This is a genomic window from Actinomadura sp. K4S16, from assembly GCF_008327685.1.
GTDB lineage: Bacteria > Actinomycetota > Actinomycetes > Streptosporangiales > Streptosporangiaceae > Spirillospora.
Map to the genome: position 1 here is coordinate 154,891 of NZ_BDDE01000013.1, position 25,955 is coordinate 180,845.

At 71.8% G+C, this 25,955-nt stretch carries 26 protein-coding genes; 10 read left to right on the plus strand and 16 right to left on the minus strand.

The annotated features are described in order from the left end of the window. The first annotated feature begins 22 nt into the window (after window positions 1–22). On the plus strand, window positions 23–1,723 hold the full coding sequence (locus tag K4S16_RS15855) for a serine/threonine-protein kinase (RefSeq protein ID WP_149259720.1): 1,701 nt from the start codon (window positions 23–25) through the stop codon (window positions 1,721–1,723). A 278-nt stretch (window positions 1,724–2,001) separates the two neighbouring features. Here the strand turns inward: K4S16_RS15855 and K4S16_RS15860 are convergent, their stop codons facing one another. The 9 genes from K4S16_RS15860 to K4S16_RS15900 all read right to left on the minus strand — a co-directional run bounded on the left by K4S16_RS15860 (window position 2,002) and on the right by K4S16_RS15900 (window position 11,355). Continuing rightward, window positions 2,002–2,652: a bifunctional DNA primase/polymerase gene (locus tag K4S16_RS15860; RefSeq protein WP_149259721.1), complete on the minus strand. Its 651-nt coding sequence runs from the start codon at window positions 2,650–2,652 to the stop codon at window positions 2,002–2,004. A gap of 150 nt (window positions 2,653–2,802) precedes the next feature. After that, complete coding sequence (hemB, locus tag K4S16_RS15865; protein ID WP_149259722.1) at window positions 2,803–3,786, minus strand: porphobilinogen synthase; 984 nt, start codon at window positions 3,784–3,786, stop codon at window positions 2,803–2,805. A 26-nt stretch (window positions 3,787–3,812) separates the two neighbouring features. Beyond that, the gene (locus K4S16_RS15870) at window positions 3,813–5,333 is read right to left on the minus strand and encodes a uroporphyrinogen-III synthase (RefSeq protein ID WP_149260145.1); all 1,521 of its coding nucleotides are present in this window, start codon (window positions 5,331–5,333) and stop codon (window positions 3,813–3,815) included. Window positions 5,334–5,557: 224 nt separating this feature from the next. Continuing rightward, entirely contained in the window at window positions 5,558–6,478 is a 921-nt protein-coding gene (gene hemC / locus K4S16_RS15875) for a hydroxymethylbilane synthase (protein WP_149259723.1), read from the minus strand. Next, window positions 6,475–8,055, minus strand: a complete 1,581-nt coding sequence (locus K4S16_RS15880) for a glutamyl-tRNA reductase (protein ID WP_308800797.1) — start codon at window positions 8,053–8,055, stop codon at window positions 6,475–6,477. The genes hemC and K4S16_RS15880 overlap by 4 nt, the downstream gene beginning before the upstream one ends. A 148-nt stretch (window positions 8,056–8,203) precedes the next feature. Then, window positions 8,204–8,944 carry a redox-sensing transcriptional repressor Rex gene (locus K4S16_RS15885; protein ID WP_149259724.1) on the minus strand — a complete coding sequence of 247 codons (741 nt, stop codon included), beginning with the start codon at window positions 8,942–8,944 and terminating at the stop codon, window positions 8,204–8,206. A gap of 277 nt (window positions 8,945–9,221) precedes the next feature. Next, complete coding sequence (locus tag K4S16_RS15890) at window positions 9,222–9,572, minus strand: hypothetical protein (RefSeq protein ID WP_149259725.1); 351 nt, start codon at window positions 9,570–9,572, stop codon at window positions 9,222–9,224. A gap of 195 nt (window positions 9,573–9,767) precedes the next feature. After that, window positions 9,768–10,025, minus strand: a complete 258-nt coding sequence (locus K4S16_RS15895; RefSeq protein WP_149259726.1) for a glutaredoxin family protein — start codon at window positions 10,023–10,025, stop codon at window positions 9,768–9,770. Between the two features lies 1 nt (window position 10,026). Further along, window positions 10,027–11,355 (minus strand): putative quinol monooxygenase, encoded by a 1,329-nt coding sequence (locus K4S16_RS15900; protein ID WP_149259727.1) that lies wholly within the window; start codon window positions 11,353–11,355, stop codon window positions 10,027–10,029. Between the two features lie 134 nt (window positions 11,356–11,489). On the opposite strand from K4S16_RS15900, the gene K4S16_RS15905 reads away from it, so the two are divergent. Further along, entirely contained in the window at window positions 11,490–12,131 is a 642-nt protein-coding gene (locus K4S16_RS15905) for a sigma-70 family RNA polymerase sigma factor (RefSeq protein ID WP_149259728.1), read from the plus strand. 395 nt (window positions 12,132–12,526) lie between these two features. Further along, entirely contained in the window at window positions 12,527–13,417 is an 891-nt protein-coding gene (locus K4S16_RS15910; protein WP_149259729.1) for an HAD family phosphatase, read from the plus strand. Between the two features lie 87 nt (window positions 13,418–13,504). Here the strand turns inward: K4S16_RS15910 and K4S16_RS15915 are convergent, their stop codons facing one another. Next, a complete protein-coding gene (locus tag K4S16_RS15915) occupies window positions 13,505–14,050 on the minus strand; it encodes a hypothetical protein (RefSeq protein ID WP_149259730.1) in 546 nt (181 codons plus the stop codon). A 931-nt stretch (window positions 14,051–14,981) separates the two neighbouring features. Here K4S16_RS15915 and K4S16_RS15925 point away from each other — a divergent pair. Together K4S16_RS15925 and K4S16_RS15930 are read left to right on the plus strand one after the other, a co-directional pair. Next, window positions 14,982–15,203, plus strand: a complete 222-nt coding sequence (locus tag K4S16_RS15925) for a hypothetical protein (protein ID WP_149259732.1) — start codon at window positions 14,982–14,984, stop codon at window positions 15,201–15,203. 2 nt (window positions 15,204–15,205) lie between these two features. Continuing rightward, entirely contained in the window at window positions 15,206–15,952 is a 747-nt protein-coding gene (locus K4S16_RS15930) for a Crp/Fnr family transcriptional regulator (protein ID WP_160160926.1), read from the plus strand. Between the two features lie 329 nt (window positions 15,953–16,281). On the opposite strand, the gene K4S16_RS15935 is transcribed toward K4S16_RS15930, so the two are convergent. Next, the gene (locus K4S16_RS15935) at window positions 16,282–16,950 is read right to left on the minus strand and encodes a DUF998 domain-containing protein (protein ID WP_160160927.1); all 669 of its coding nucleotides are present in this window, start codon (window positions 16,948–16,950) and stop codon (window positions 16,282–16,284) included. A gap of 86 nt (window positions 16,951–17,036) precedes the next feature. Between K4S16_RS15935 and K4S16_RS15940 the strand changes: the two genes are divergently transcribed. Both K4S16_RS15940 and K4S16_RS15945 read left to right on the plus strand, forming a co-directional pair. Continuing rightward, window positions 17,037–17,939: an alpha/beta fold hydrolase gene (locus K4S16_RS15940; protein WP_149259735.1), complete on the plus strand. Its 903-nt coding sequence runs from the start codon at window positions 17,037–17,039 to the stop codon at window positions 17,937–17,939. A 41-nt stretch (window positions 17,940–17,980) separates the two neighbouring features. After that, window positions 17,981–18,628 carry a TetR/AcrR family transcriptional regulator gene (locus tag K4S16_RS15945; RefSeq protein ID WP_160160928.1) on the plus strand — a complete coding sequence of 216 codons (648 nt, stop codon included), beginning with the start codon at window positions 17,981–17,983 and terminating at the stop codon, window positions 18,626–18,628. 29 nt (window positions 18,629–18,657) lie between these two features. Here the strand turns inward: K4S16_RS15945 and K4S16_RS15950 are convergent, their stop codons facing one another. From K4S16_RS15950 to K4S16_RS15960, 3 genes are read right to left on the minus strand one after another with little or no spacing between them, the layout of a single operon-like run. Continuing rightward, window positions 18,658–18,837, minus strand: coding sequence for a DUF397 domain-containing protein (locus tag K4S16_RS15950; protein ID WP_149259737.1), 180 nt, complete (start codon window positions 18,835–18,837; stop codon window positions 18,658–18,660). Window positions 18,838–18,846: 9 nt separating this feature from the next. Then, window positions 18,847–19,026 (minus strand): DUF397 domain-containing protein, encoded by a 180-nt coding sequence (locus K4S16_RS15955; protein ID WP_149259738.1) that lies wholly within the window; start codon window positions 19,024–19,026, stop codon window positions 18,847–18,849. Further along, window positions 19,016–19,837 carry a DUF5753 domain-containing protein gene (locus tag K4S16_RS15960; RefSeq protein ID WP_149259739.1) on the minus strand — a complete coding sequence of 274 codons (822 nt, stop codon included), beginning with the start codon at window positions 19,835–19,837 and terminating at the stop codon, window positions 19,016–19,018. Before K4S16_RS15960 ends, K4S16_RS15955 begins: the two co-directional genes overlap by 11 nt. Before the next feature lie 290 nt (window positions 19,838–20,127). Here K4S16_RS15960 and K4S16_RS15965 point away from each other — a divergent pair, with 290 nt between their 5' ends. The 3 genes from K4S16_RS15965 (at window position 20,128) to K4S16_RS15975 (ending at window position 24,159) form a co-directional block, all read left to right on the plus strand. Then, window positions 20,128–20,541, plus strand: coding sequence for an ATP-binding protein (locus K4S16_RS15965; protein ID WP_149259740.1), 414 nt, complete (start codon window positions 20,128–20,130; stop codon window positions 20,539–20,541). Beyond that, the gene (locus tag K4S16_RS15970) at window positions 20,529–20,894 is read left to right on the plus strand and encodes a hypothetical protein (protein WP_149259741.1); all 366 of its coding nucleotides are present in this window, start codon (window positions 20,529–20,531) and stop codon (window positions 20,892–20,894) included. The genes K4S16_RS15965 and K4S16_RS15970 overlap by 13 nt, the downstream gene beginning before the upstream one ends. Before the next feature lie 70 nt (window positions 20,895–20,964). After that, window positions 20,965–24,159: a BTAD domain-containing putative transcriptional regulator gene (locus K4S16_RS15975; protein WP_149259742.1), complete on the plus strand. Its 3,195-nt coding sequence runs from the start codon at window positions 20,965–20,967 to the stop codon at window positions 24,157–24,159. A gap of 16 nt (window positions 24,160–24,175) precedes the next feature. Here the strand turns inward: K4S16_RS15975 and K4S16_RS15980 are convergent, their stop codons facing one another. Then, window positions 24,176–24,961 (minus strand): ABC transporter permease, encoded by a 786-nt coding sequence (locus tag K4S16_RS15980; protein ID WP_149259743.1) that lies wholly within the window; start codon window positions 24,959–24,961, stop codon window positions 24,176–24,178. Then, window positions 24,958–25,950 carry an ATP-binding cassette domain-containing protein gene (locus K4S16_RS15985; protein WP_149259744.1) on the minus strand — a complete coding sequence of 331 codons (993 nt, stop codon included), beginning with the start codon at window positions 25,948–25,950 and terminating at the stop codon, window positions 24,958–24,960. The genes K4S16_RS15980 and K4S16_RS15985 overlap by 4 nt, the downstream gene beginning before the upstream one ends. Window positions 25,951–25,955 lie beyond the last annotated feature (5 nt).

Genomic DNA, 25,955 nt, shown 5'->3' on the forward strand with positions numbered 1-25,955 from the left:
ACCAAGTGACGACATCGGAGGGATGGCTTCTACCGTGGTCAACGGCTGGACGGTCCCGGGCTTCACCCACGAACGCGAACTGGGCGGCGGAGCCTCGGGCCGGGTGGTGCTGGCGGTCGACGACATGACCGGCACGCGGGTCGCGATCAAATACCTCGACACGGCGCTCGGCGCCGACGAGGCGTTTCTCGCGCGCTTCCGCGTGGCGGCACGGGGCCTGTCCCAGCTGGAAGACCCGAACGTGGTCGACCTCTACGACTTCGTGGAGACCGCCGACGGCGCCGCGCTCGTGATGCAGTACGTCGAGGGGGTGAGCCTGCGGCGCATGATCGCCGCGCAGGGCCCGAGCGGCCCCCTCGCGGCGCTGTCGATGCTGGGCGGGATGCTCCTCGGCCTCGCCGTCGCGCACGAGCACGACCTCGTCCACGGCGCGATGCGCCCGGCGAACATCCTGGTCGACGGCGAGGGCAACGCCCGGCTCACCGACTTCGCGACGGCGCCCGCGGGCACCGAGGCGCAGCAGGCCCCGCAGTACGCGGCGCCCGAACTGTGGGACGGCGAACCGGCAACGGTCGCCACCGACCTGTACGCCGCCACCGCGATCTTCTACGAGTGCCTCACCGGACGGCCCCCGTACGCGGGCCGCAACATGGCGCGCCAGCACCGCGAGGCGCCGATCCCGGCCGAGGAGGTGCCGGGGCCGCTGCGCGACCTGATCCACCAGGGCCTGGCCAAGGAGCCGGAGGAGCGCCCGAAGTCGGCCGCCGACTTCCTCGGCGCGCTGGAGGACGCGGCCGTCTCCGCTTACGGGCCGTCCTGGGAGGCGCAGGGCCGCGGCCGCCTCACCGAGCTCGCCGCGCAGGCCGCGCAACAGCCCGAGCCGCCGAAGCCGAAGCCGTCCCGCAGCAGCGGCCGCACCCCGGTCGTCGCGGGCGCGCAGGGGGGCGGCCGGTCCCGGACGCGCTGGGTGGTCGCCGCCGTCGCCGTGGTGGTCGCCGCCGCCGGGGCGGGCGCGGCGGTCCTGTTCAAGGGCGGCACGTCGCTGAGCGGTGACAAGGAGCCGCCCGAGCCGACGCCCGCGCAGAGCAGCAGCCCGCAGCCGACGCTGCCGGTCGGCGGCGTCGACCCCGCGCCGCTCGTCGCCCGCATCGACCAGGCCGTCGCCAAGACGCCCGGCGCCGCGTTCAGCTACCGGCAGACCGGCTGCTGCGGCTTCGCGGCCACCGGCAAGGGGACGATGGTGGTCCAGGGCGGGAACCCGTCCTACACCCTCACGCTGGCTGGGGCGGGCGCGTCCCGCAAGCCGGTGCGGGCCGTCATCGTCCAGGACCGGCTGTACGTCCGGGCGGGCAAGAAGTGGCGGGCGTCGCCGCTCGGCGGGCGCGGCTACCCGGCCGTCGCCGACCAGGTGCGCATGGGCGGCTCGGTCGCGAGCCTGACGGCGCTGATGCGGTCGGCGACCAGGCTCTCCAAGTCTGGAGCGATCTATGAGGGCGAGGCCCCTGCCGCGAAGCTGACGGAGGCCCCGGGCGTCGGCCCCCTGTACGCGCAGATGGCGCAGGCGACGGGCGCGCAGCAGATCGCGTTCGCCGTCAAGCTCGACGCCGACTTCCGCCCCGTGAAGTTCTGGGTGCGCGCCGGCCCCGAGAAGGGCCGCAACGAGATGCAGCGCGGCTCCTTCAGCGGCTGGACCCGCAAGCCCCCCATCAAGGCCCCCCACTGACCGGACCGAGCCGAACGCCCGCCGGAGCGGCCCGCAGCCCGTAAGGGCCGCACCCGGCGGAGAGCCGCACCCGCTGAAGGCCGGGCCCGCCTGGCTAGGGTCGCGCGCGAACGCGTGACCTGCCCGGTGGAGCGAAGCCGGAGGCGAGCGGAACCGGGCAGATCGCGAAGCGATGCCGCGTTCGCCCAGGCCCGGTCACGTAGCGAGCCGCCAGGCGAGCTACGTGGGCCGGGACTGCATTAACACAGCCGCCAGGCGAGCGAAGTGGGCCGGGACTGCTAAAGCAAGGCGTCCTCGCAGGCGTCTGAGAGGACTTCCAGGAGGCGGAGGGGGTCGGGGAGCGGGTCGCGGGACGGTGGGCGCAGCCAGGACGCCTCGCGCCCGTGCGGCAGGATGGACGGCGGCGCTACGACATAGCTGTCACGGCAGTGCCAGCGCATCCCGGGCGTCTCGGCGACGTCCTCCGGGGAGCAGTCGAGGTGGCAGGACCACCACTCGTCCTCGTCGACGGGCGCGCCGCGCGTGGCGACGAAGAACAGGTGCCGGTCGCCCCCGAACGACGCGACCGGACCGACGGGAAGGTGTTCCCGCTCGATCCGGTCGAGGGCGATGGTCCCGGCCGCGGCCGGTACGTCGAACACGTCGAACACCCGGCCCGTCGGCAAGATGATGTTCGCCTGCGGCCGCTCGTCCCACCAGCGTTCGATCGTGCCCGCGTCGACGCTGGCCTGGTGCGCCCAGGCGGCCGACACCGGGTGCGCACCGGGGTCGGGACAGCCGATCCGGTCGCACGAACACGCCCGGTCACCGCCGGCCGGGGGATGGGCTCCGGGGAAGCAGGGCCAGCCCAGGTCGGCGTACTCCCGCGCGGCCGCGGCCATCCGGTCGCGCGCCGCCCGCTGCTTCTTGCTCCCCGAGACCGCCAGCATCTCCGCCCCCCATTACCCAAGGTCGCACGTGGGTTCCTGGTTAACGATGATGCCCGCCGGGGTGAACGCCGGACACGGCAACCCCGGGAAAACAACCCTAAGTGACTAGAGGGCGGAGGGACCGGAGGGACGGATGGGCTAGACGATGATCTAGGCCAGCCGGCGGGCGACCTCGGTGGCCCAGTAGGTGAGGGCGATGTCGGCGCCGGCGCGGCGGATCGACAGCAGCGACTCCATGATCGTGCGCTCGCGGTCGATCCAGCCCTTCTCCGCGGCGGCCTCGATCATCGCGTACTCGCCGCTCACCTGGTAGGCGACCACCGGGACGTCGACCGCGTCGCGGACGCGGCGCACGATGTCGAGGTAGGCGCCGGCGGGCTTGACCATGACCATGTCGGCGCCCTCGTCGAGGTCGAGGAAGACCTCGCGGAGCGACTCGTCGGCGTTGGCCGGGTCCTGCTGGTGGGTGGACCGGTCGCCGAACCGCGGGGCGCACTCGGCCGCCTCCCGGAACGGGCCGTAGTAGGCGGAGGCGTACTTGATCGAGTAGCCGAGGATCGCGGTGTCGGAGTGTCCGGCGCCGTCGAGGGCCTCGCGGATCGCGCCGACCTGGCCGTCCATCATCCCGGACGGGCCGACGACCGCCGCGCCCGCCTCGGCCTGCGCCACGGCGATCGAGGCGTACCGCTCCAGCGTGGCGTCGTTGTCGATCTCGCCGGACTCGGTGAGGATGCCGCAGTGCCCGTGGTCGGTGTACTCGTCCAGGCACAGGTCGGTCATGATCACGGTCGAGTCGCCGAGGTCGGACGCCAGGTCGCGCAGCGCGAGCTGGACGATGCCGTCCGGGTCGTCGGCGGCCGAGCCCGTGCCGTCCTTCTCGGCCGGGATGCCGAACAGGATGAGGCCGCCGACGCCGGCCTCGGCCGCCTCGTGCGCGGCCTTGCGGAGGCTGTCGCGGGTGTGCTGGAAGACGCCCGGCATGGACGCGACCGGCTGCGGCTCGGAGATGCCCTCCTTGACGAAGACGGGCAGCACCAGGTCGGCGGGGCTGAGCCGGGTCTCGGCGACGAGCCGCCGCATCGCGGGCGTGCGCCGCAGCCGTCGCGGGCGGGCGACGGGGAACTGTGCAGACATGATCCCTCGGTTTTCCGGGTGCGGGTCTACTTCCGGCGCCGGGCGCCCCGGCGCATCTGGCTGGGCTTGCGGAGCGGGTCCCCCGCCTCGATCTGGGCCGCCCTCCGCTTGGCACCGTACTCCGCCAGCGCCTCCGCGAGGGCCGACACCGACGGCTTCTCGGCCATGACGTCGACCCGCAGCCCGTACTCCTCGGCCGTCTTGGCCGTCTGCGGGCCGATCACCGCGATCACGGTCACGTTGTGGGGCTTGCCGGCGATGCCGATCAGGTTCTTCACCGTGGAGGACGAGGTGAACAGCACGGCGTCGAACCCGCCGCCCTTGATCGCCTCGCGGATCGGCGCGGGCGGCGGCGCGGCCCGGACGGTCCGGTAGGCGGTCACGTCCTCGCACTCCCAGCCGAGCTCGGTCAGCCTGGCGATGAGCACGTCGGTGGCGATGTCGGCGCGCGGCAGCAGGACCCGGTTGATGGGGTCGAGGTCCTCGTCGTAGGGCGGCCACTCCCGGGCGAGGCCCTCGCCGGACTGCTCGCCGGACGGGGTCAGGTCGGGGACGACGCCGAACTCGACCAGCGCGGCGGCGGTCTGCTCCCCGACGGCGGCGACCTTCAGGCCGGCGAACGCGCGGGCGTCGAGGCCGTAGTCGGTGAACTTCTCCCGGACCGCCTTCACCGCGTTCGTGGAGGTGAACACCACCCACTCGTAGCGGCCGGTGACAAGGCCCTTCACGGCCCGGTCCATCTGCTGCGGGGTGCGCGGCGGCTCGACCGAGATCGTCGGGACCTCGTCCGGGACGGCCCCGTACCCGCGGAGCTGGTCCGACAGCGACGCGGCCTGCTCCTTGGTGCGCGGCACGAGGACCCGCCAGCCGAACAGCGGCTTGGTCTCGAACCAGGACAGCTTGTCGCGCCAGTTCACCACGTCGCCGACGACGATCAGGCCCGGGGTCTCCATGCCCTTGGTGTCGGGCGCGAGCCTGGCGAGCGTCGAGACGACGGTCTCCTGCTCGGTGGTGGTGCCGAGGCTGGTCATCGCGGCCGGGGTGGAGTCGGGACGTCCCGCCGCCACCAGGCCCTTGGCGACCTCGGCGACCGCGCCCTCGGCCCCGAGGATGACGAGGGTGGTGTCCGGGGCGGCGAACCGCTCCCAGTCGACGCCGCCCTCGGAGGCGTCGATGACGCGGACCTCGCGGGTCGCGTCGTCGGTCAGCGGGATTCCCGCGTACCCGGGCACGGCCGTCACGGAGGAGACGCCGGGCACCACCTCGAACGGGACGCCGGCCTTGGCCAGGGCACCGCCCTCGACGGCGTAGTGGCAGGCCAGCCCCGGGTCGCCGCGGAACAGCCGGACGACCCGGCGGCCCGCCTTCGCGGCCCGCGCGGCAAGCTTCACCGGGTCGGCGTCGGCCGTGTCGAGGATCTCGGCGTCCGGACGGCAGTGGGTCAGGATCCCGGGCGGGCAGTGCGCGCGGCTCACGACGACGGTGTCGGCGCGCTCCAGCTCGGCGGCGGCGCGCAGGGTCAGCAGGTCGGGGTCGCCGGGCCCCATGCCGACGAACGCGACCGTCCCCGGGCCGGCCGTCCGGTGCGGGGCGGCGGATGCGGAGGCCGTGCTCTTCGCGGGCTTCGCGGTCTTGCCGGTCGTCGAGGTCTTCCCGGTGGTCGTGTTCTTGTCGGCGGCGGTCTTGTCGGCGGCGGTGTTCTCGACCACGCTCTCGTCGGCCGCGGCGTCCGTCGCGGCCGTGCTCTTCGTGGTGCTCTTCGCGGCGGGGCTCACTCGCGCTCCCCCATCAACTGGTCGGCCCCCTGCGCGAGAAGCCGGGCCGCGAGGTCGCGTCCGAGCCGCTCGGCGTCATCCGGGTGGCCGCTTGCGGACAGCCGCACCTGCCTGCTGCCGTCGTATGCCGCGACGGTCGCCGTCAGATGCAGCCTTTCATCTACTTCGGCAGCGTATGTTCCCACGGGCGCGGAGCAGCCCGCCTCCAGCACCGCCAGGACCGTCCGCTCGGCGGTGACGGCGCGCCGGGTCGCGGCGTCGTCGACCGTTCCAAGCAGTTCGCGGAGGTCGTCGCGGTCGGCGCGGCATTCGAGCGCGAGCGCGCCCTGCCCGGGGGCGGGCAGCATCTGGTCCGGGTCGAAGACCTCGCCGACCGCGTCCAGCCGGCCGATCCGCTTGAGGCCCGCGTGCGCGAGCACCACCGCGTCGAGCTCGCCGTCGCCGACCTTGCGGAGCCGGGTGTCGGCGTTGCCGCGGATCGGGACGATCTCCAGGTCCGGGCGGAGGGCGCGCAGCTGCGCGACGCGGCGCGGCGAGCCGGTGCCGATCCGAGCGCCGCGCGGCAGGTCGGCGAGTTTCGAGGGGCCGCACAGGGCGTCGCGCGGGTCGTCGCGGGCCGGGGTGGCCGCGAGGACGATCCCGGGCGTCTCGGACGTCGGCAGGTCCTTCAGCGAGTGCACCGCGAAGTCCACCTCGCCGGACAGCACCTTGTCGCGGAGCGCGTTGACGAACACGCCCGTCCCGCCGATCTGGGCGAGCAGGGCCTTGGACACATCACCCTGCGTCGTTACCCCGACCAGCTCGACGGCATGCCCCGTGAGCTCGGACAACGTGTCGGCGACGCCCTGCGACTGGGTCGTCGCCATCAGGCTCTTCCGGGTGCCCAGCCGAAGCGGGCCCCTGCTCCCCGTACTCACGTCTCGTCTCCTTCGTGCGCCGGGACGGCGTCCCGGGCGCTGACCGCCCGCACGCTCGCGGCCTGCGCGTTAACCGTCTCGGCGTTCACGCCGTCCGACATCGCGTCCGACACGGCGTCGGCCACGACCTCGGACACGGCATCGGACACCGCCTCGGACAGCGCGTCCCGGCCCGGCGCGGACGCCGGGCTGACGCAGTCGGCCTCGGCGCATTCCTGGTTCGGGTCCCGGCCGTCGAGCCGGGGGACGGCCGCCTCGGGGACGTCGGCCTCGCGGATGTCCGCGCGCGCCACCGCCTCGGGGGCCTTCGGGTCCAGGTCGAACAGCTCGCGCAGCGCGTCGGCGTAGGAGTCGCCGCCCGGCGCCGCCGCCAGCTCCTTGACCCGGACGGTCGGCGCGTGGAGCAGCTTGTCCACCACGCGCCGCACAGTCTGCTCGATCTCCTTGCGGGCCCGGACGTCCATCTCGGGCACCCGCCCGCTCAGCCGGGCCAGCTCGGCGTCCACGACCTCGGCGGCCTTGCTGCGCAGCGCGACGACGGTCGGCGCGACGGCGGCGGCGCGGGCGGCGCTGAGGAACGCCTCGACCTCGGCGCACACGATCCGCCGCGCGGCCTCGACCGCCTCCGGGCCGATGGCCTCGGCCGCCTCCTGCGCGGTGCGCAGGTCGTCCAGGCCCGCCAGCCCGACGCCGGGCAGGTCGCGGACGGCGCGGTCCACGTCGTGGGGCAGCGCCAGGTCGAGGAGGAAGCGGCGCCGTCCGTCGGCCCCGATCCCCTGCGCCGCGAGCTGCTCGGCAGTGATCACCAGGCCGGCGGCGCCGGTGCACGACACCACGAGGTCGGCCTCGGCGAGGGCCGCGTCCAGCTCCGCCAGCCCGATCGCGCGGGAGGGGACGTCCAGCGACTCCGCAAGGCGCTGCGCTCGCGCGGGGGTCCGGTTGGCGATCACCACCTCGCGCGCTCCCGCGCGGCTCAGCGTGGCGGCGGCCAGCGAGCTCATCGAGCCGGCGCCGACCACCAGCGCCCGGACGTCCTCCAGCGGGCCGAGATGCCGGACCGCGACGTCCAGGCCGACGCTGACCAGCGAAGCGCCGGCCTTGTCGATCCCGGTCTCGTGGTGCGCGCGCTTGCCCACCCGCAGCGACTGCTGCAGGACGTCGTGCAGGTCACGGCCGAGCGTGCCCTCCTCCTGGGCCAGCCGGAACGCCTGCCGGATCTGCCCGAGGATCTGCCCCTCGCCGACGACCATCGACTCCAGCCCGCACGCCACCGCGAACACGTGCTGGACGGCCCGCTCCTCGTAGTGGACGTACAGGTGCCGCGACAGGTCGTCCAGCGGGACGCCGGAGTGCAGGGCCAGCAGCTCCGAGATCGCCGAGACGCCGCCGTGGAACTTCTCCACGACCGCGTAGATCTCGACCCGGTTGCAGGTCGAGACGATGGCGGCCTCGGCGACGTTCGCGGACGCGTGCACGGCGTGCAGCAGTTTGACGAGATCGTCACCGGCCACCGCCGCCCGCTCCAGCACCGCCACGGGCGCGCTTCGGTGGCTGAGGCCCACGACCAGAATGCTCATTTCCCGTCTCCAGGGTCTTCCGCGTCTCCGCCCACCCGCGCCGTGCGAGCTCCTGGTGAGGAGGCGCCTGCCGGCGCCCCTTTCTCCGCTCCGCTCCTGCCTGCCGCTTGCGGGGGGACGACCCTCCACGCCCCCGGGTCTGACCCCCTCATGCTTCCACCGTTTCCACGTACTGTGCAGCGCCGGTCGGCGGTTCGCCGCCCGCCAGCGGGGCGAAGCCGTCGGGCCCGCCCGCCTTGCGCTGCTCGTGGAACGCGAGGATCTGCAGCTCAATGGAAAGATCGACCTTGCGCACATCGACCCCGTCGGGCACCGACAGCACCACCGGGGCGAAGTTCAGAACGCTCGTCACGCCGGCCGCCACCACGCGGTCGCACACGCCCTGGGCGGCGCCGGCCGGGGTCGCGATCACGGCGATGGACACGCCGTGCTCGGCGATCATGTCCTCCAGGCGGTCGATGTGCTGCACCGTCATGCCGGAGATCTCCTGTCCGACGATGGACTCGTCAGCGTCGAGCAGGCCCGCCACGCGGAAGCCGCGGGACGCGAAACCGCCGTAGCCGGCCAGGGCCCGGCCAAGGTTACCGACACCGATGATCGCGACCACCCAGTCCTGGGTGAGGCCGAGTTCGCGGGAGATCTGGTAGACGAGGTACTCGACCTCGTAGCCGACGCCGCGGGTCCCGTAGGAGCCGAGGTGGGAGAGGTCCTTGCGGAGCTTGGCCGAGTTGACGCCGGCCGCGGCCGCGAGCTCCTCGGAGGAGACGGTGGCGACGCCGCGATCCTGCAGCCCGGTGAGGGCCCGCAGGTAGACCGGGAGCCGCGCCACGGTGGCTTCGGGGATGCCGCGGCCCGCGCGGTCGCGGTGGCGGTTCTGTCGAGGTGTCACGGCCTGCTCTTCGGCTCGACGGTGTGTCCCCCAGGTTAAGCCTTTGTGAATACGCGCACAAAGTCGGCCCCCCGGCTTCGCGGCGAGCGCGCGTCCCGGGCGGCATCCCGGGAGAGCCGTCCATCAGGGACTTTTCAGCATACGACCGGGATAGCGGAGATCGGCGGGGTGTGACCGACCAGACATGCCCGCGCGGGCAACCGCCGGGCGCCGGCCGGACGCACGACGCGACGGCGCCCCGTGGGCCGCTGCTCCACGGGGCGCCGTCGTCAGGCGGTCAGCGACTCGACCGCGAGGTGAACGTGTAGTTCTTGACCTTGGCGTGGCCCCTGAAGCTCATGGAAGGGGTGCCCTTGCAGCCCTTCTTGGACCAGAACGTCGTGCCCACGGAGCTGTTGATCTTGAAGGACTTCATCTTGAAGGCCTTGTCGTAGGAGACGCATTTGTTCCTGTAGTGGTTGTAGCCCTTCCACGAGCCCTTGAAGTTCGTCTTGGTGTACATGCAGACGTCATAGGTGCAGGCCCGCTGGGCGGTGACCGGAGCGGCCTGCGCGGCGGTCGCGGCGAAAGGAACGAAGGCGGCCGCGGCGGCGACGCCGACGCCCAGCGTGCGCATCTTGAAGGACATGGGAGCTCCTCTTCGCGGTTCGGGTGAACGGCCGTACCTTCAAACGATCTTCGATCGGGCGAACGGCTCACAAGGTGCCCTGGCACCCTCAACGCGGGAGAACAATGGCCCTGCGGCACTAATCACGGAGGGGCGCTCCTGCCGTACCACTCCCTCTTGCCGCCGGACCGAAACCCAGGTCGCGGCGCTGCCGGGCTAGCGCTGGCGGAGGTCCTCGATCGCCTTGCGGAGCCGGTTCTCGTCGACGCGCCAGAAGTCGTGCTGGACGCCGTTGACCAGCGTGACGGGGATCTGCTCCCAGTACTGCTCGGTGTCCTGCTCCGACTGGGTGATGTCGCGCTCCTCCCACGGCACGCCGAGGTCGCGGGCGACGCGCTCGATCACCGCGCGGGCGTCCTCGCACAGGTGGCAGCCCGGCTTGCCGAGCAGCGTGATCATGATCTCGCGCGGCATGTCACCTTCCGGGGAACTCCGGCGCCGGGAGCGGCACCTTGGCCGGGCCGAGCTTCAGTTCGATCACGTTCGTGGCGATCACGTGGGTGCGCGACTCGGCGAGGAAGCGCTGCAGGTGCGGCTGCCGGCGGTGCGCGGCGAACGCGGACTCGTCCCGGAACAGCTGGTAGAAGATCCGCTGCGTGGGGCCGCCGACCACCTCGTGGCAGGCGAAGACCAGCGTGTCGGGCTCGGTCGCCAGCGCGGCCTTCACGAGGTCGGCGGCGAGCCGGTCGAAGGCGTCCTCGCGCCCGTCCAGCAGCGTGTAGACGGTGATCTGGCCGCAGGCGTTGGCCAGCTCGCCGCCGAGCGCGCCCGGCTTGGCCAGGCCGGCGAGCGGGGAGCGGTCGAGCGGACCGCCGAGCGGACCGTCGATCGCCGTGGGCCCGGCCGGGTTGTCGGGGTACATGGACCGCTCCGGGACGCCGGTGTTCTCGGGGATGCTGGTGTTCTCGGGGTAGCGCAGCTCCTCGGACGCGGGCTCCGGGAAGCGCAGCTCGCCGCGCCGGGGGTCCGGGGGTGGGGTGGGCGCCGGGACGGGCTCGGCCTTGGCGCGCCGGGGGTAGCCCTGCTCCTCGTAGCCGGTGTCGGGCTCGTCGCCGTACTCGTCGTAGCCGTCAGCGTCCTCGTCGTAGACGGGGATCGTGCGCATCGACCCGTACCAGACGAGGCCCGCGGCGGCGCCGAGCGCGATCAGCGCGAGCGGCGCGGGCAGGAACCCGCGGGTGCCGCTGACCACCAGCACGCCCGCCAGGGCGACCAGCGCCACCGGGATGAGCAGCTCCGCCGCCTCCTGGTCGCGCTTGCTGGCCAGCCACGCGGTCACGCCGGTGCACCCCGCGAGCGCGAGCACGGCGACGACGTGCCCGCCGTCGATCAGCAGCAGCGGCAGCGCGTCGTAGGTGGCGCCGGGCTTCGGCAGGCTCTTGCCGAGCGAGCCCTTCAGCGGGTCCAGGATCAGGATGACGATCGCGACGACCGTGTAGGAGATCGTGAACAACCAGGCGCCGAACCGGACCTGCACGTACCGGGCGATCAGCTCGATCATGCCGAGCGCGAGCCAGACCGGCCCGATCAGCGCCGCGCCGAGCTCCATGACGCGGAACAGCGCGCCGTTGAAGCCCATCATGAAGCCGAGGCTCATGGACAGCAGCGCGAGCGTCAGCCCGACCTGCGTGAACGACCAGGCGATCAGATAGAGCAGCCGGTCCTTGTAGGCGCGCTGAACCAGCAACCCGGTGGCCGCCAGGGCACCAAGGGTCGCCAGCAACGCGAGAAGAGCATCGACCATCGCGCCCCCATGGTGCCCGATGCGCGGGGTTGACGGGTAACCGCGGGCAAGGAACGCACCATTGCCTCGCGTACCTTTCGGTATCTAGAGTGGCACTTCACGCCGGAGGTCGCGTACGCCCCGAGGAGAACTGCATGAGCAGCTTGACCCTCGATGCCGGGGTCATCCCGCTTCCCCGGCATTCCCGCGGCTCCCTGACGCGTCCCGCCGACCGCTCGTCCGACAGGGCCGAGGTCCTCAAGGCGCTGGTGCTGCGGGCGCGGGACGGCGACGCCGAGGCGTTCGGCTCCCTCTACGACCACTACGTGGAACTCGTCTACCGGTACGTCTACTACCGGGTCGGGACGCACGCGCTCGCCGAGGACATCACCAGCGAGACGTTCCTGCGGGCGCTCCGCCGCATCTGCGACTTCCACTGGCAGGGCAAGGACTTCGGGGCCTGGCTGGTCACGATCGCCCGCAACCTGGTCGCCGACCACTTCAAGTCCGGCCGCTACCGGCTGGAGGTCTGCACTGCCGAGCTGATCGAGCCGGACCGCCCGCAGGAGGGGCCGGAGCGGGCCGTCCTGGACGCGATGACCAACCGAACCCTGCTGCGGGCCGTCCGGCGGCTGAACTCCGAGCAGCAGGAGTGCGTCGTGCTGCGCTTCCTGCACGGGCTGTCGGTCGCCGAGACCGCGCTGATCATGGACAAGAAGCCGGGCGCGATCAAGGCGCTGCAGTACCGCGCGGTCCGGTCGCTGGCCCGCATGCTCCCGGACGACCTGCGCGGATGACCCCGCCCGCGGCGCTGATCCGCCGCGCCGACCCGCCGGGGCCGACCTGATCCGTCGCTTGAACCGCCAGTGCGGGCCGACTGGATGGTTTATTAATGAACTACTGGGCCGTAACCCGGCCCACCGTCCGATCGTTCAAGCGGACAGGAGCGCGTTCGCGCCTGACGTCCGCAAGGGAGCGGCGAGTGAGAGCTCGGTGTTGACGAGGCGAGGAAAGATCGCAGAGCAGGGGAACGCGCTGGCCCGGTTGCGGGAGAGCGCCGCGGGTCCCGACCCGCGGTTCCGCGCCGTGCTGCGCGAGCGGTTGATGGCGGCCGCGAGCGACAGGGGTGAGGACTGTCGCAATCGCGACCGGAGGGAGGGGCACGGGGAGGCGGTTGACTAGGCTTCGCCTCATGCGGCGATTCTGGCAGCCTCCGTTCTGGGGGCGCGGCAGGGACGAGGACCACAAGAGCGCGGGGCAGGTGGCCGCCGCCGCGGCGGCCGAGCCCGCCCCGCTCCCCGCGCCCGACCCCGCCGCCGCGGCGTTCTTCGACGTCGACAACACGATGATGCGCGGCGCGTCGATCTACTACTTCGCGCGCGGTCTCGCCGCCCGCAAGCTCTTCACCATGCGCGACCTCGCCATGTTCGCCTGGGGGCAGGCGGCGTTCCGCCTGCGCGGCAGCGAGAACTCCGAGCACATCGGCAGCGCCAAGGAGGCCGCGCTCGCGTTCGTCGCCGGGCAGAAGGTCAGCGCGATCGTCAAGCTGAGCGAGGAGATCTACGACGAGGTGATGGCCGACCGCATCTGGCACGGCACCCGCACCCTCGCGCTCCAGCACCTCGACTCGGGCCAGCAGGTGTGGCTCGTCACCGCCACACCCGTCGAGGTCGCCCGGACGATCGCGCACCGGCTCGGCCTCACCGGCGCCCTCGGCACGGTCGCCGAGACCCGCGAGGGCGTCTACACCGGCCGGCTCGTCGGGAACCTGCTGCACGGGCCGGCGAAGGCGGAGGCCGTCCGGGCCCTGGCGCAGCGCGAGGGGCTCGACCTCGCGCGCTGCTCGGCCTACAGCGACTCGATCAACGACCTGCCGATGCTGACCGCCGTCGGCCACCCGCACGCCGTCAACCCGGACGCGGAGCTGCGCGCCCACGCCCGCGACCACGGCTGGCCGATCCACGACTTCCGCACCGGCCGCAAGGTCACGATGGTCGCCCTCCCCGCCGCCGCAGGCGCCGGCGCCCTCGCGGGCGGCGTCGCGGCGGGCATAGCCCTCCGCCGCCACTACCGCACAAGCTGAAACGAGACCATTCGCGGCTGCCGGGCGCGCAATGCCTGCCCCGTGGAGCCGACCTCGCTGTCGCGGGTCGCGTGCCATGGGCAGGCGTCAGCGAAAGCGGTCGGCGATCATCATGGTCCAGGCATAGAAGGCCGCGGGTTCGCCCAGTTCGTTCTGGATGCCAGGGGGGATGACCGGGGCGTTGGCGGCGTTGAGAAGGTCGCACAGGCCGAGATGGGCCCATTCCCAGACCATGGCGTCGAAATTGTAGGCGTGCATCAGCGGAGTGAGGCGCCGACGGATTTCAGCGACCTCCCGTGAGAGGAACCCGGCCTCGCGCAGACGGGTGAGGGTGGCGCGTTCGTCTTCGGGGTCGAAGCGGGTGTCGAGGAAGGGTTCGAGGAGGTCCGCCCAGGCGTCGAAGCGGGACCTGCGGGCGACGCCATTGCGGACACAGAACCGCTCAAGCTCCGACCGTTGCGCGCTGGGCAGGAACAGGGTCTCGCCGAGAGTCGTCCGGATCTCGGGTCTGATGGCCTTCCAGTCGGCGTCGCGGATCTGCGCGGGGGTGACCATTCCGGTGGGGTGGACGGTGGCACCGCGGAAGTCGTAGTACAGGAAGCGGATGTGCTTCTCGGCGAAGACGACCTCCATCGGTTCAGGATGGCACTTCGCCAACCCCTCAAGAAGAGGACCGCACTGTGAAGCGCACCGCCTCGTCTGAACCGCTCTCGCCCCTCGCACACCCCCGTATAGTGACCGGCGACAACGCACGGGAGGCCAGACGGATGGACGCGGCGCAAGCGATTTCCCTGGTAGTGGAATGGATCCGCTCTCGCGGCCTGGATTACCCCACGACGGGATTGGTGGCGGACCGTTTCGGGGCCGGTTGGAGCGTGTACGCGCCGGTGGACCCTGCACGCCACTCGCGCTGACGTCCGGCGCCCTGCGGCGGGGAGCGCGACGTCGACGACGTCCCCCGCTGCCGGGCGGCGGGGCGACATTCGTCGCCGAGCCGGCCGACGCGCATCTCGCCCGTAACGCCGACTACCGCCGCGCCGTCGCATTTCATCGCGCGTATGCGCCGCGAGCCGCGACGGTGTCCCATACTGAACTGGTGGTCGCGCTGCCCGAAGTCGCGCCGGCCCGCCCGGCGTCGAGGTCGTCGGCGAGAAGCACGTGAACATCCTGTGCCATGGGCCCAGAGCATGCAGGTCAGGCCACATGGCCAACCAGAAGTGGGGTGTCAAGGCTAGAGTTTCCCGATTTAGTCGGATGACTGCCCGTCAAGCACGCCTACGCTGACCGGGACAGCAAGCACCGCGTCTCTTCGCCGAGCCCGGTCTCGCTGCAGGTAGAGCCCCCCGGGGGTGGTAGCCCGGGGGGCTACCGTCTTTCCCTCCTCGCCTCGAGTGCGGTCGCCGCGCCCTCTACCCGGTGCTTAGCGCGGGTCTACCGTGAATGCACGAAACATGCGCGTGCCATCACCGGATCTTCGCTCCCCTACCAGGGCGATCTTGAGCAGCCGCGAGGCGTTCGCCGATCCAGTGAGTGCGCGCATCGGGCTCGGCGAAGGGACCAGGTGATGTCCACCCGCTTTCGACCACCCCACCGCACCCCACGCACTCCGCCGCCCGGCGGGTTCGCGGCCGTCCTCACCCTCACCCTCGTCATCCTGGCCCTGGCCGGCGGTGTGATCTATCTGGTAGGGGCGGAAGAGCCGCTGGCAATCGCGGCGGCACTCGGCGCCCTGGCCGCAGTACTGCTGGCCATCCCGCCGATCATCAAGGCGATCCGGGGGGAATGACGATGGCCGCCAGCTTCTACGCCGCTCTCAGCTCCTCGGCTCGTCAGGCCTTCACCGACGCGGGCGTGCCACGGGAGTTCGTGCCCGAGTCGGTCATCTTTGCCCAAGGCTCACCAGCCCACTCTGTCGCCATCGTCCTGGACGGCCACGCCAAAATCGTCCGTCATGCCGCCGCAGGCCGTGACACCCTGCTGGCCATCCGGTCGTCCGGGCGGTTGCTGGGCGTTGAAGAGCTCGATGACTTGGGCGAGCGACTACGGCGTCGTTCGGCCACCCTCGCGCTCACCCGCGTGCGGGCACTGGTCATCGAGAAGGGCCGGTTCTTCCAGGTGCTGCACGACCGTGGCAGTGGCATGTCCGCGCTACTGACCGAAATGCGCAACAACGTACTCGAATATCAAGCCCGCGCTACCAGTATGAACACCGACAGCGTCAAACAACGCCTGGCCAAGGCCCTGCTCGCGCTACTGCCGAGGGAGCCCGGCCAAGCCGTGCCCGGCCCGGGCCGCATCGTGCACAACCTCACTCAGGCCGACCTCGCCCAGCTCATCGGCGCCGCCCGCGAAACCGTCGAACGCACCCTGGGCGAATGGCGCACCGCCAACATTCTCATCACCGACTACCGCTCTGTGGTCGTCCTGAGCCCCGGTCGGCTCTTACGCCTCATCGGCTTGGACGAAGACGGGCACCCCCTGCACCATCTGACACCACTCGCCCGTAACCCGCGCACGAGCGGACCCGAGGTCTGAGACGAGACGGCCAGCCAGAACACCATCCCGCCAGGCAACCCGGGGAGACTCGGATCCTGGCGCCGTGGGTGGGTTCGTGGTCGGAGCCGCCTTCTGGTTGTCCATCCTGCACGGCGCGCCCCGCCAGGCCTGGACACTGCGCCGCCCGCTCAAGCACGCCCCACCCGCCTGTCCAGATTTCGTGCGTGCGCGCCAGCCGGACGGTGGGCCCGGAGAAGACGAGAATCCGTCAGCCCCCCTTATGGCCATGCGGTGGCGAGGAGGGAAGAACAGCCCATCGACTGCTTTCGAGTCTCGCATTGCCGCGCCGCCTGCCGGGCCCAGTCGGCTCAACCCGGGCCTCGCCGGAGCAGTCCGGCGGCGACCACGCTGAAGTAGCCGAATCCGATCGTGATGCTGATCCGTTGCCACAGGCCGTGGTAGCTGCCGGTCTGCGTGTCGGCGTCATAGAGGGCGACGGCGACCAGCAGCGTCGCCATGGCCGCGACCGCGCTGACGATCGAGTACCACATCCAGCCCCACTGCTTCTCGGTCGCGAAGCGGGCGGCGAGTACGAGTATGGCGATGGTCATGACACCCCAGGTCGGGAACAGGTTCGCATCGTGGATCTGGCTGTGCAGGGTGGGGTTCGCGGTTCCGGCACTCCCCGCGGGATAGCCGGGTTTCGGGTCGGCGACGAACACCCCGGCCACCACCAGTCCGAGCCCGAACAGGCCGACGAGCACCGGTGCCGCGAGTGCGCCGCGTCCGGGGCGCAGCACGGTCCGCAGGCCGAAGGCGAAGCAGATCGTGAGCGTGCCGGCAAGGACGAAGTTGGCGATCATGAGCCAACCGCGGTCGCCGTTGGCGAGTTCACTGCCGAAGTGGTCCAGCGCGTCGTAGCCGGGGCGCGTGAGGCTGTCGAGCAGCAGCACGACGACGTACAGCGCCGGGCCGAGGCCGGCGAGCAACAGGACCCGGGTACGCGCGGGCAGCGGATTCGAAGCCGACAGTGTCACGAGGAGTCCTCCAGATCGCGAGATGCTGTCTACACTGTAGACAGCGACCTACACTGTAGACCACGTGTGAACCGCATGGAGGTGGCATGACATCCGCAGGAGCCGCGGATCTGGTCCGGAGTCCCGGTGCCAGGCTGTACACGGAAAGGACGGGGCAGGGGCCCGCGCTGGTGCTCGTCCCCGGAGGCGGCGGCGACGCGGCGATGTACGGCGATGTCGTCCGGCCGCTGGCGGAACGGTTCACCGTGATCACGTTCGACCGGCGGGGGAACTCCCGCAGCCCGCTCGACGACGAGTCCGGCCCCGTCGGGGTCGCGGAGCAGGCGGCCGACGTCGTCGCCGTGCTGGACCACCACGGGATCGATCGCGCCTTCGTCTTCGGCAGCAGCGGCGGCGCGATCATCACCCTGGAACTGCTCGCCGCGCATGAGAGCCGCCTGCTCGGCGCTGTGGTCCACGAGCCGCCGCTGGTTCAGGTCCTCCCCGGCGGGCCCGAACAGCGGCAGTTGGACGAGCTGCGCCGGATCGCTGACACGGAGGGGCCGTTGCGGGCGTTCACCGCTTTCGCGGCCATGACGATGCCCACGCCGCCCCGGTCACTCCAGACTCGCCCCGGCCGTGTCCTGCTGGCGGCGATGATGCGGGTCGTGCTGGCCCTCGGCCGGATGTCGCGGCGGGTGACCGGACGCGAGCCGGGCGGGACGCAACGCCTGCTCGGCAACGCCGGCATCCTCTTCCGCCGCGAGTTGCCCGCGTTCTGCTACGAATACGAACCGGACCTGGCGGCCCTGCGCTCGGTCTCGGTGCCGTGGCGGCCGGCCACCGGCCAGGACAGCGTCGGCCGTCTCTACCACCGACCTGCTCACGTCCTCGGTGAGACACTCGGCATACCCTGCGTGGAATTCCCCGGAGGACACACGGCATATCAGCAACACCCGCAGGCGTTCGCACACCGGTTGACCGAGATCCTGGACCAGCTGCACCGATGACGAAAGACGACCAAGCCCGCCGACCGCGGCCGGCGGCGCCGGTGAGACCGACGCTGAGCCGCGAGTACATCGCCGCCATGGCCCTGGCCCTCGTGGACGACATCGGCCGGGACAAGTTCTCCATGCGCAAACTCGGGGCCGAACTCGGCGTGGACCCGATGGCCGTCTACCGGTACTTCACCGACCAGGAGGCGCTCTTCGACGGCATCGCCGAGACGCTGTTCGGCGAGCTCGACGTAGACACCCTGCCCTGGCACGGGTCCTGGCGCGAACTGGCCGAGCAGTACGCCCGCCGCATGCGGGACACCCTGCTCGCCCACCCGCACGCGGTCACCATCTTCGCCACCCGCCCGGTCCGCTCACCAGCGGCCATCGACACCGGCAACCGCATGATCGAGCTCATGACCACGTCCGGATTCACCCCGGGCACCGCCCTGCGGGTCCTGCGCTGCCTGCGGGAATTCACCGTCGGTCACGCGCTCACCCTCGCCGTGCTCCGGCTCGGCGGCGAGCGGCGCAGCAGAAAACCGCCGCCGGACGCACCGGACTACAACCTTCTCGCCAAGAGCGCCGACGACGCCTACCCCGACGACCACTTCGACCTCGGCCTCACCGCGATGCTCGACAGCTTCGCCCGGCTCACCCGCCAGTCGGACTCCCCGGCCGGTCCGCCGCCGACGGATCGTTGAATCGGCCGGGGGACGAGCCGTCCGCCGAGCTAGCGATCGGTCAGGCCGCGAAGCGCCGCACGCAGGGCGGCACGCGGAACGACCAGGACCGGCCCCTCCGGTTCCTTCGAGTCCCGAATCGCCACGCCACCAGCCAGCCCAGCCAACTCAACGCAGTTGCCGCCAGAGCTACCGCTGCGGCTCGACTTGCGCCAGATCACGTCCCGCATCCCGCCTCCTCACTCCGCGGCGAGCCGGATCGCCTCACGCAGCACGGTCGGACGGACAAACAGCATCGGTCCGTCCGGATCCTTCGAATCCCGAATGGCCACGCGGCCCTTCATTCCAGCCAACTCGACACAGGAGCCGCCAGAACTACCGCTGCGGCTCGACTTACGCCAAGTGAGTTCAGGATCCATCTTTCCACTTCTCTTCGAGTGTGCGGTTGATCAGGTCGACGCTCAGGTTGACCGGGAGGGCCTGCGTGGAGATCGCGTCGAACCTGTCTCTGAGGGTGGAGATGTCTTGTCGTGCGTTCATCATGATCCCACGGGCACTCGTCTCAACGTACGCAATTTCCTCCCCGCTGGACAGGGTCGCGATCATGAACTCTCCCTCGTTGCCGGGATGTCGGGCACCGCTAGGCACAACCTGCACACTGACGCGAGCCGAGCTGGCCTGTGCAAGCTGTTGGAGTTGAGGTCGCATCACCTCTGGTCCGCCCACGTCGTACCAAAGAACGGACTCGGGCAGGATGTACAAGAGGCGAGGCGGTTGGGGAGTCGTGCGGGAGAGGATTGCCTGCCGCGCCATTCGTGACTCTACAGCTTGGCTGTCATCGAACAGCAGAGCGCTCGCGTACGCCATGGTTTGGAACAGTCCGTGGACAACGATTGGACTGTAGACCTTGAGGGTTCCGGCGTCCTCTTCGACGCCTGGCCACTTGCGGAACCACTCGGGGAAGCCGTCCTTCTTGTCGCCGAACAGGCCGTCGTGGAGGTGGGACAGGGCCTGCTTGGTGTCGAGGACGGCGTCGCAGTGTTCGGCGAAGTTCCGTTCGCAGTGGCATTCGGCGCGTTCGACGGCGCCGATGAAGGACGCGCTGTAGGGGATCTTGTCCGCGAGCTGCTTGATGCTGTGGTCCGCGAGCACGCGGTACCGGCGGACTTCTGATCCGAACAGGTCGAGGGGGCTGTTCGACGGGGTGAGGCGCTTCGGGGGCTGCGGCATTTCGGTCTCCCTTTTACCAGCCATGACCAGCCATGACCAGCCATGACCAGCCATGGCCAGCGATGACCATCGATGACCAGTGGTCGGGGGCCATGGTCCGAGGTTGCCCTGTGGCATTGCTTTCGCATTTCCCAGCATGGCACTTTGCGCGATGCTCGGCCAAGGAGATGCCGGAAACGAAGGTTGGAATGTTCGAAGCGAACGTTTTGACAGTTCCCCATGAAACGGTCATAGCGGAATGCATTGTCCAATCTGCCCGGCGAATCGGACAGGACGGAGCGGCTCGTCGTATGCATCCATTCACAAAGGACGTCGCGGGGATATGCGGCGAGGACGTTTCCACGCTCGTCCTCGACCCGGACGAGCAGGCGCCAGCCAGGGCGCGGCGGTTCGTCGCCGAGCGCTTCGCCGCATGGGAGGTCACCGACGACCACAACGGGCAGGTCATCGTCTCCGAGTTGGTCACGAACGCGCTGCTTCACGGGGAGGGCCCGATCGTCCTCCGGGTGTTCCGGGACGAGCGCGACGGCCTGCCCACGATCGAGGTCTGGGACGGCGGCGCGGGGCGGCCGGTCGTCCGGCAGGAGAGCCTCACGTCCATCGGCGGGCGCGGTCTGCTGATGGTGGCCGCTCTCGCACTCGACTGGGGGACGCGGCCGCTGGTGGAGGGAGGGAAGCTCACGTGGGCGAAGTGCGGGCTGTAGTCGCCCTTGCCGAACGCCACCTGCTGCGCTGGCGGACCCGCCGGGGCCACGAGACGGCCGCGCGGTACCTGGACGAGCTGGCCGCCGTCCTGGCTTCGCAGGGCTGGAGGTTCGTTAAGTTCTACCGACGCGAGGAGTTCCCCGTCCCGGTTCCGCTGCTGTGGATCCACGCGAGGGGGACCAAGGTCGTCGGCATTGTGGTGAGCGTCCTCGCCACCCCTGGAGGCACCTGGGCCTACCACGACGCCCAGCGGGGGCGGCACGGCTACCTGTGTCCGTGCGGCGACGTCAAGAAGGCGGCCGCGCAGATCGACCGCCTCCTCAAACACCGCCTCTTCCCCTCCACCTGGTGACGGCCTCACTCGGCGGCGCGCCGGACACGCGTTCTATCGTGTTTTGTCGAAGGCGTCCTAGTCTGTCCCCGTGGCTGACTCCCTCCCCCTTGAGCCCGTCCCCAGCGGCTCGGTCGAGTTGAGGCTGCTGTCCGGGGTCGCGTGCCGGGGGCGGGACGTCACGAGCCCGCGCCTGCGCAGCCTGCTCGCGCTCCTCGCGGACGAGCCTCGGGCGGGCGTCTCCGTCGTCCGGCTGTTGGAGGGGCTGTGGCCGGAGGAGCGGCCGGAGAATCCGGTGAAGGCGCTCCAGGTCGTGGTCTCCCGGGCGAGGTCGCAGCTGGGCACGGACGTCATCGCCAGCATGCCGACCGGGTACCGCCTCGGCTTGGACGAGTCCGCGGTGGACGCCTCCGCCGTGCTGCTCGCCGCGTCCGCGAGCGCACGGAGTTCCCGCGACGGCGACCACGCGGGTGCGCTCGCCCACGCGGAGGACGGGCTGGCGCTCTGGGACGGGCCGCCCGAGCCGAACGACGGTGACGATCCGCTGTCCGTCCTGCGCGGGAACCGGGCCTCGACCTACTGGACGCTGACCCGCGCCCGCGCTCTGGCCCTGGCGCGCCTAGGTCGGCACGCAGAAGGCTTCGAGGCGCTCAACGGTGTCGCCCGGGACCGTCCGCGCGACGAGGAGGTGCTCGCGGAGCTGCTGTGCTGCGAGGCCGCGACGGCGGGTCCATCGGCCGCGCTGGCGCGCTACGAGTCCTACCGGCGCTCGCTGCGGGACGAGCTCGGCACCGATCCGGGAGGCGCGCTCCAGCGCGTCCAGCAGGAGCTGCTCCGGGATGAGGCGCCCGCCGTCCGGCGCGGCGTCGCGCACGAGCCGAACCCGCTGCTCGGCCGGGACGGGGACCTCGCCGCCGTCCTGGGCCTGCTGCGCGCCTCCCGCGTCACCTCGATCGTCGGGGCGGGCGGGCTGGGCAAGACGCGGCTGGCGAACGCCGTCGCGCGGGAGGCTCCGGAGCGGGCGGTGCACTACGTCCCGCTCGCTGGCGTCGCGCAGAACGAGGACGTGGCGGGCGAGGTCGCGTCCGTTCTCGGGGTGGGCGAGTCGCCGCGGGCCCGCAGCCGCCTCGGCGGGCCGGGCGACCTGGCCTCGGCGATCGCCGAGGTGCTCGGGCCCGGCTCCGCCCTGCTCGTGCTGGACAACTGCGAGCACGTCGTGGAGGGCGCCGCCGACCTCGCGGGCGCACTGGTGTCGACGACCCGGGACCTGCGGATCCTGACCACGAGCCGCGCGCCGCTCGGGCTGTCGTCGGAGTCGGTGTACCCGCTGCCCGCGCTGGACCCGCCGACCTCCGCCGAGCTGTTCCGCCGGCGCGCGCACGCGGCGCGTCCGGGTGTGGAACTGCCGCCCGGCCCGGTGGAGGAACTGTGCCGCCACCTGGACGGGCTGCCCCTCGCGATCGAACTGGCGGCGGCACGCGTCCGGGTCATGTCCGCGGCCGAGATCGCCCGCGGTCTGGACGACCGGTTCGCCCTGCTGCGCGGCAACGCGCGCGACGCGCCGTCCCGGCACCGGACCATGCACGCGGTCGTGGACTGGAGCTGGAACCTGCTCTCCCCGTCCGGGCGGCAGGCCATGCGGCTGCTGTCGGTCTTCCCGGCCGGTTTCACCGCGGCGGCGGCGCGCCACGTCCTGGGCGGCGGCGACACGCTGGAGATCCTTCAGGACCTCGTGGACCAGTCCCTTCTGGAACCGGTCGAGGGCGGTCCCGAGACCCGGTTCCGGATGCTGGAGAGCGTCCGGGAGTTCAGCGCGGGCCATCGGGAGGCGGAAGGGGAGACGGACCGCGCCGTGAGCGGCATGCTCGCCTGGGCGCGGGAGTTCGGCGCGGCGCACCACGAGGCGCTGTTCGGCACCGAGCCGTTCGCGGCCGCGGAGCGCGTGCGGGTCGAGCAGGACAACCTCCAGCAGGCGCTGCGCCACGGCCTCGCCCGCCGGGACGGCCCGGCCGTCGCGGCGGTGACCGCCCTCCTCGGCGGCGCCTGGACGCTGGAGGCGGCCTACAGCCGGCTGACCGTCCTGGCGGAGGAGACGGCCGGGCTCCTGAGCCGCCTGCGCCCCGGCCCGGAGGACCTCGAGGTCACGCGGGCGGCACTGTCCCTCAACGTCCTCGCGACGGGCCTGCTCAAGGGACCGCAGGCGACCCGCGCGCTCGTCGCGCTGCGCCGCCTCCCGCCCGCGCCGCCGACCGGTCTCGTCTCCGCGCTGGCGACGGTGCTGGCCGCCCTGCCGGAGATCCTCGCCCCCGGCGGCTCCGTCCTGGACGAGATGTGCTCCCGGGACGATCCGCTCGTCGCCGCCCTCGCGAACTGCGCCGCCGGATACGTGCGGGAACGCGACGGCGACGTGGCCGGGGCGCTCGCGGCGACCGAGGCCATGCTCGAGAAGACCTGCGAGCCGGACATCCCGTGGTGCCGGCTGCTCGCCCATTCCCGCCTCAGCGAACTGCTGATGCAACTCGACCAGGCCGACCGGGCCCTGCACCATCTGCGGATATCGCTGGGGCTGCTGGAGCGGTACAGGTGGCCTGACATGTTCGGGCTGATGTGGGCCATCGCGTCGGGCCACCTCGCGCTCGGCGAGTACGACGAGGCCGAGCGGTGGCTCGACCGGTCGCTCGTCCAGGGGCCGGAGGAGTCCTTCGGCACGGCCGCCTTCTACCTGGGAGCCCGTGCGGAGATCGCCCTCGGCCGCGGCGACGCCGACACCGGTCTGCGCCTCTGGCGGGAGGCGGTGGAGCGGCTCGCGGCCGAGGAGGGCCCGATGCCGCACACCGGCCTCGACCCGTGGACGGTGGAGGCCCACTGCGTCACCGCCGTCGCGCACGCCCGGCACGGCCGCGTCACCCTCGTCGAGGACATCGTCACCGGCCTCCTCCCCAGACTGGCGACCCTGGTCGACGGTCCGCCGTTCCCGATGCCCGCGTTCTACATGGACCTGCCCGTCTGCGGCGGGCTGCTGCTCGCGCTGGCCATGGTCGACCTCGCCCGTCCCGATGCCGCCCAGACCGTCCGGACGCGGGCCGCCCGCGCGATCGCGCTGGCGCAGCGCCTCCACCACATCCGCTCCTTCCAGTCGACCATGTCGACGGCGGCGATCAGCCGCGCCGCGCTGGACGCCGACGGGCCGGCGTACCACGACGCGGTGTCGGAGTACGCCGGCCTGGGCCGTGCGGAACTGCGGGCCGCCGCCCGCGGACTCGCGCGCGAGTACACGGCGGGCTGAGCGGCGAGGCGCCGGGCTAGCGGGGCGCCTTCCGGTCGAACAGCACCTTGGAGAACGCGTAGCCGGCGACGGCGAGGCCGACGCACCAGGCGACGGAGACCGCCGCGTCCTGCCCGCTCGGCGTGCCCGCGAGCAGCCCGCGCAGCGTCTCGATCATCGGGGTGAACGGCTGGTACTCGGCGAACCACCGGACCCCGGCCGGCATCGACTCCGGCGGCACGATCGTGCTGCCGACGAACGGCAGGAACTGGATGATCAGCGGTGTGTTGCTCGCGCCCTCGGGGTTCTTGGCCAGCAGCCCGAGCGTGACGGCGACCCAGGTCAGCGCGAACGTGAGGAGCAGCAGCAGGCCGGCGGCCGCGAGCCAGTCCGCCGCCCCGGCGCTCGTCCGGAAGCCCATCGCGACCGCGACGAGCACGACGGCGGCGGTGCTCACCACTGTCTGGATCATGCTGCCCACGACGTGCCCGGTGAGCAGCGACGACCGTGAGATCGCCATCGTCCGGAACCGGTCGACGATGCCCTCGGTCATGTCCACGCACACCGAGACCGACGTCGCCATGCATCCGGACGCGATGGCCATGAGGATGATGCCCGGCGCGACGTACTGGATGTAGTCGCCCTTGGCCGCGCCGCCGACGCCTTCGCCGAGCGCGTTGCCGAACACACCGACGAACAGCAGCAGGATCAGGATCGGCATCATCATCCCGCCGATCGTCAGGGACGGGTAGCGGAGCGCGTGCCGCAGGTTGCGGCGCAGCATCGTCGCGGAGTCGGCCGCCGCGTGCGTGAGCGTGGTCATCGCGAGGTCACCTTCTCGTCGGTCCTGCCGGACGTGCGGGTCGTGCGGGTCGTGCGGGTCGTGCCGGTGAGGGCGAGGAAGACGTCGTCCAGATCGGGGGTGTGGACGGACAGCTCGCCGACCTCGATCGAGGCCTCCTCCAGCCGTCCGAGCAGCGCCCGCAGGGAGGCGACGCCGCCGTCCCCGGGCACCTGCAGGGCGAGCGCGTCGTCGTCCCGCGTCACCGGGCCGAGCGCCCGCGCCGCCGCGTCGAGCGACGCCTGGTCCGAGAACCTCAGCCGGACGTGGCCGCCGGGGACGAGCCGCTTCAGCTCGTCCGAGGTCCCCTCGGCGACGAGCCGGCCGCCGTCCAGCACCGCGATCCTGTCGGCGAGGTGGTCGGCCTCCTCCAGGTACTGCGTCGTCAGGAAGACCGTCACGCCGCCCCTGACCAGCTCGCGGATGATCTCCCACATGGTGCGGCGACTGCGCGGGTCGAGCCCGGTCGTCGGCTCGTCCAGGAAAATGATCTGCGGGTCGCCGATCAGCGTCATCGCGATGTCGAGCCGCCGCCGCATCCCGCCCGAGTAGGTGGCGGCCGTCCGGTCCGCCGCCTCCACCAGGTCGAAGCGCTCCAGCAGCTCGGCGGCGGCCCGGCGCCCGCCGGCCTTGCCGAGCCGGTGCAGGTCCGCCATGAGGATCAGGTTCTCGCGGCCCGTCAGCAGCCCGTCCACCGCCGAGTACTGGCCGGTCACGCCGATCGCCCGGCGCACGCCGTCCGGGTCCCTCCCGAGGTCGCGTCCCGCCACGCTGACCTCGCCGCCGTCCGCGGGGATCAGCGTGGACAGGATCCGCACCACCGTCGTCTTCCCCGCCCCGTTGGGGCCGAGCAGGGAGAAGACCGTCCCGCGCGGGACCTCGAAGTCGACCCCGGCGAGGACGGTCTTGTCCCCGAACGCCTTCCGCAGCCCGGTCACCTGGATGGCCGTCTGCCGTGCCTCGATGTTCATGCCCC

What these genes read in the sequence shown, in the direction of transcription:
- K4S16_RS15960 (WP_149259739.1), bottom strand. Translation starts at nt 19,837, where the DNA reads ATGCCGCAGCCCCCGAAGCGCCTCACCCCGTCGAACAGCCCCCTCGAC.
- K4S16_RS15955 (WP_149259738.1), bottom strand. Translation starts at nt 19,026, where the DNA reads ATGGATCCTGAACTCACTTGGCGTAAGTCGAGCCGCAGCGGTAGTTCT.
- K4S16_RS15880 (WP_308800797.1), bottom strand. Translation starts at nt 8,055, where the DNA reads ATGAGCATTCTGGTCGTGGGCCTCAGCCACCGAAGCGCGCCCGTGGCG.
- K4S16_RS15890 (WP_149259725.1), bottom strand. Translation starts at nt 9,572, where the DNA reads ATGTCCTTCAAGATGCGCACGCTGGGCGTCGGCGTCGCCGCCGCGGCC.
- K4S16_RS15905 (WP_149259728.1), top strand. Translation starts at nt 11,490, where the DNA reads ATGAGCAGCTTGACCCTCGATGCCGGGGTCATCCCGCTTCCCCGGCAT.
- K4S16_RS15940 (WP_149259735.1), top strand. Translation starts at nt 17,037, where the DNA reads ATGACATCCGCAGGAGCCGCGGATCTGGTCCGGAGTCCCGGTGCCAGG.
- K4S16_RS15855 (WP_149259720.1), top strand. Translation starts at nt 23, where the DNA reads ATGGCTTCTACCGTGGTCAACGGCTGGACGGTCCCGGGCTTCACCCAC.
- K4S16_RS15895 (WP_149259726.1), bottom strand. Translation starts at nt 10,025, where the DNA reads ATGCCGCGCGAGATCATGATCACGCTGCTCGGCAAGCCGGGCTGCCAC.
- K4S16_RS15985 (WP_149259744.1), bottom strand. Translation starts at nt 25,950, where the DNA reads ATGAACATCGAGGCACGGCAGACGGCCATCCAGGTGACCGGGCTGCGG.
- K4S16_RS15900 (WP_149259727.1), bottom strand. Translation starts at nt 11,355, where the DNA reads ATGGTCGATGCTCTTCTCGCGTTGCTGGCGACCCTTGGTGCCCTGGCG.
- K4S16_RS15980 (WP_149259743.1), bottom strand. Translation starts at nt 24,961, where the DNA reads ATGACCACGCTCACGCACGCGGCGGCCGACTCCGCGACGATGCTGCGC.
- K4S16_RS15915 (WP_149259730.1), bottom strand. Translation starts at nt 14,050, where the DNA reads ATGGAGGTCGTCTTCGCCGAGAAGCACATCCGCTTCCTGTACTACGAC.
- hemB (WP_149259722.1), bottom strand. Translation starts at nt 3,786, where the DNA reads ATGTCTGCACAGTTCCCCGTCGCCCGCCCGCGACGGCTGCGGCGCACG.
- K4S16_RS15925 (WP_149259732.1), top strand. Translation starts at nt 14,982, where the DNA reads ATGTCCACCCGCTTTCGACCACCCCACCGCACCCCACGCACTCCGCCG.
- K4S16_RS15930 (WP_160160926.1), top strand. Translation starts at nt 15,206, where the DNA reads ATGGCCGCCAGCTTCTACGCCGCTCTCAGCTCCTCGGCTCGTCAGGCC.
- K4S16_RS15950 (WP_149259737.1), bottom strand. Translation starts at nt 18,837, where the DNA reads ATGCGGGACGTGATCTGGCGCAAGTCGAGCCGCAGCGGTAGCTCTGGC.
- K4S16_RS15965 (WP_149259740.1), top strand. Translation starts at nt 20,128, where the DNA reads ATGCATCCATTCACAAAGGACGTCGCGGGGATATGCGGCGAGGACGTT.
- K4S16_RS15860 (WP_149259721.1), bottom strand. Translation starts at nt 2,652, where the DNA reads ATGCTGGCGGTCTCGGGGAGCAAGAAGCAGCGGGCGGCGCGCGACCGG.
- K4S16_RS15870 (WP_149260145.1), bottom strand. Translation starts at nt 5,333, where the DNA reads ATGGGGCCCGGCGACCCCGACCTGCTGACCCTGCGCGCCGCCGCCGAG.
- K4S16_RS15910 (WP_149259729.1), top strand. Translation starts at nt 12,527, where the DNA reads ATGCGGCGATTCTGGCAGCCTCCGTTCTGGGGGCGCGGCAGGGACGAG.